We start from the raw sequence: 3108 nt of genomic DNA, 5'->3' as shown, positions 1-3108 counted from the left end.
TCGATCCCGGTCAGGTATTTGGCATGCTTGTAGCCCAGCTGGCGTTCGATCCGCATCCTGAGCGGCGCGCCGTTGCGGATCGGCAGCGGCTCGCCGTTCAATTCGTGCGCGACGATTGTCTGCGGGTGGAACGCGTCGACCAGGTCGATACTTTCGTAATAGGGCCCGCCGCGCAGCGTGTCGGCGCAGCGGAAGACGATGAACTTCGCCTCCGGCTTGAGCCCGGCCAGGTCGAGCAATTGCTTCAGCTGCGGCCCGGTCCACTGGCCGATTGCGCTCCAGCCTTCGACGCAATCGTGGCGGGTGATCTGGGTCCGTTGCGGGAGCGCCCTGAGCTCGGCGAGCGATAGCGACAGCGGGGTAGCCACCAGCCCGCTTACCGATAGGCGCCAGTCGGCGAAACCGGCCGCGGCCTGCGCCTGGTATTCTTCGCCTTGCGGGTTGACCGTGCCGTTGCCGCGGAAGAAGGGCGAAATGTCGGCCGGCGCGAATTCGCGGGCGAGAGCGGTGCGGCGGCCGAGCAAATCGTGCAGGCTCTCGTTCCAGCCCTGAGCGGCCTTGAGCAGCGAGGAGCCGGGTCCGCTATCGGCGATCTTCGAACAGCCGGCGACGACGAATGCGCCCAGTCCGGCAAGGAGATGGCGGCGTCTCATGTTGCCCCTCCGGTAATCATGTCGCGGACCTGCTTGACCGGGCCCGACAGCAGCACCAGCACGATATGGATCACGAAGAAGCCGAGCAGAGCCCAGGCCGTGATGAAGTGGATCGAACGGGCGCTTTGCCTTCCCCCGAAAATGTCGATGAGCCACGGCCAAACGGCATCCATTGCAGGGCTCATCGCGAGCCCGGTGAAGATCATCAGCGGCAGGAAGATGAAGATCACCACGCCATAGGCCAGTTTCTGCAGGAAATTGAACTTCGAGCCTTGATGGGTGAAATCGAACCTCAGATGCTTCTTCACATCGGCCCAGATCGCGCCGGGCCTCCATTCGGCGAAGCTGGTCACGATATCGCGCTTGAAGTGGCGATTGCCGAGCGAGACGATCATGAACAGCAGCAGGCCCAGCGCGAACGGCCACGCCATCAGCAAGTGCCAGTCGCGCGCGGCCGAGAGGCTGTAATGGCCGGGGATCGTCGCCCAGCCGGGGAATTTCGGCAGCACCAGCCAGGCACTTTCCTCGGCAAAGCCCCAATGGCCCCAATAGAGCCGCGGATGGGCGTTCGAGATGTTGAGGCCCGACATGAACAGCACCACCACGCAGGCCAGGTTCACCCAGTGCCATAGCCGGGTGGAAAGCGCGTGCTTGCTGGCGGGTTCGCTCATGCTTGCTTACCTTCACGCGCGAGATAGATCACGTCGCGCTCGTGCCGCTGGAGATGCTGGCCTGAATCGACGAATACCGTCGTCCCGCTCGCGATCCAGCCCTCGGCCAGGAACAGCGCGGTGCTGGCGATCTCGTCGGGCCCGGTGCGGCGTTTTAGCAGGTTGAGCTTGCCCGAGATATCGAATTCCTCCTCCGACTGGTCGTAGCTCGGCAGGATTGCGCCGGGGGCGATCGCATAGATCCGATCCTCGGGCCGCCCGGCACCCATCGCCAGCATCGGGACAGTCGCGGCCAGCGCCTGCTTGCTCATCGTGTAGGAGAAAAAGTCCGGGTTCGGATTGGCGAGCTTCTGGTCGGTGATGTGGATAACGCGCCGTCCGCCGCGCGCTTGCGCATGGGCGAGAAATGTCTGTGCCATCAGCGCCGGGGTGGTGGCATTGACGGTCATCGCCTCGAGGTTCGTTTCCGGATCGAGCCCGCTCACAAGGTCTTCAGGAAAGACCGATGCCGAATTGATGAGCACGCGCCAATCGGGCAGCGCTTCGGCCAGTTCCTCGACCATCAGCTGCGCAGCATGGCAATCGGCGAGATCGCACTGGATCGTCTCGGCCGAGGGCAGCGAGTCCGCGAGCGCTTCGGCCTCGGCCTGCGAGGTGCCGTAGTGGATCACGACATGCCAGCCATTTTCCCCGAATCTGCGCGCAATCGCCGCGCCGATCCGCCTGGCGGCTCCGGTGACGAGGACGGCTGGAGGGACCATACTGCAATTGAAGCACATTTACGGGCGGCGGGACAGGGCCTATCCTGACGCCGATCGGCGGAATGATCGTCGGCCCGACACGCAAAGGAGGCGGCGGTGAGGTCGCTGATAATCGTCAACGATGCGCCCTATGGAAGCGAGCGCTGCTACAACGCGCTGCGGGTGGCGCATGCCCTGCAGAAGCGAGAAGACGCCCATGTCGACGTGTTCCTGATGGCCGATGCGGTTGCGGCAGCCCGCGCCGGGCAGCAGCCGGCCGAAGGCTATTACAATATCGAGCACATGGTGAAGCGCGTCCTCATGGGTAAGGGGCTGGTCTTGTTGTGCGGTACCTGCATGGAGGCACGCGGCCTCACTGTGGACGGCATTGTCGAAGGGGCGCGGGTCAGCAACATGGCGGAGCTTGCCGAGGCGATTGCCTTGGCCGACAAGGTGCTCACCTTCTAGGTTGCGAGTATATGGAATTGGAACGGCAACAGCACTGGGCAAAGGTCTACAGCGAAAAGGCCCCGAGCGAGGTCAGCTGGTATCAGGCCGAGCCGGAGCCATCGCTCGCAGCGCTCGACCGGTTCGATGCCAAGCTCCCTTCGTCGCTGATCGATGTGGGGGGCGGTGCATCAACTCTGGTCGACGCCTTGCTGGAGCGCGGCTGGTCCGACCTCACCGTGCTCGACATCGCCGAACCGGCGCTCGAAGCGGCAAGGGCCCGGCTCGGCCCGCTCGCCGGCAGGGTGAAGTGGATCGTCGCCGACATCACCTCGTGGCAGCCCGCTCGCCGATACGATGTGTGGCATGACCGGGCAGTGTTTCATTTCCTGACCGAGCCTGGCCAGCGCGAAGCCTATCGCCGGGCGCTGGTTGCGGGGCTGGCCGAGGGCGGGCTGGTCATCATGGCCACTTTCGCGCCCGACGGCCCCGAAAAATGCAGCGGGCTCCCGGTTCGGCGTTACGATGCCGATAGCCTGGCTCGCGAACTTGGCCCGCAAATTGAATTGATCGAATCCTGGCGCGAGGAACACCACA

General features: G+C 64.2%; 5 protein-coding genes. 2 read left to right on the top strand and 3 right to left on the bottom strand.

Annotation, left to right across the window (positions count from 1 at the left end):
• The 3 genes from AC16XC_RS01550 to AC16XC_RS01540 form a co-directional block, all read right to left on the bottom strand.
• A partial coding sequence (locus AC16XC_RS01550; protein ID WP_484032873.1) for a molybdopterin-dependent oxidoreductase occupies window positions 1-653 on the bottom strand: 653 nt, incomplete at its 3' end.
• Window positions 650-1324: a cytochrome b/b6 domain-containing protein gene (locus AC16XC_RS01545; RefSeq protein ID WP_484032872.1), complete on the bottom strand. Its 675-nt coding sequence runs from the start codon at window positions 1322-1324 to the stop codon at window positions 650-652. The genes AC16XC_RS01550 and AC16XC_RS01545, both read right to left, overlap by 4 nt.
• Entirely contained in the window at window positions 1321-2085 is a 765-nt protein-coding gene (locus AC16XC_RS01540; RefSeq protein ID WP_484032871.1) for an SDR family oxidoreductase, read from the bottom strand. Before AC16XC_RS01540 ends, AC16XC_RS01545 begins: the two co-directional genes overlap by 4 nt.
• 96 nt (window positions 2086-2181) lie before the next feature.
• Between AC16XC_RS01540 and AC16XC_RS01535 the strand changes: the two genes are divergently transcribed.
• Window positions 2182-2532 carry a DsrE/DsrF/TusD sulfur relay family protein gene (locus AC16XC_RS01535; protein ID WP_484032870.1) on the top strand — a complete coding sequence of 117 codons (351 nt, stop codon included), beginning with the start codon at window positions 2182-2184 and terminating at the stop codon, window positions 2530-2532.
• A gap of 11 nt (window positions 2533-2543) precedes the next feature.
• Window positions 2544-3108: class I SAM-dependent methyltransferase (locus tag AC16XC_RS01530; RefSeq protein ID WP_484032869.1), on the top strand; the 565-nt coding region annotated here is incomplete at its 3' end.

The organism is Candidatus Andeanibacterium sp. (assembly GCF_057143545.1).
This window is presented reverse-complemented; position numbering and strand designations above follow the sequence as displayed.

Excerpts from the sequence above, each read along its gene's own strand:
- AC16XC_RS01545 (WP_484032872.1), bottom strand. The coding sequence starts at position 1,324 with ATGAGCGAACCCGCCAGCAAGCACGCGCTTTCCACCCGGCTATGGCAC.
- AC16XC_RS01540 (WP_484032871.1), bottom strand. The coding sequence starts at position 2,085 with ATGGTCCCTCCAGCCGTCCTCGTCACCGGAGCCGCCAGGCGGATCGGC.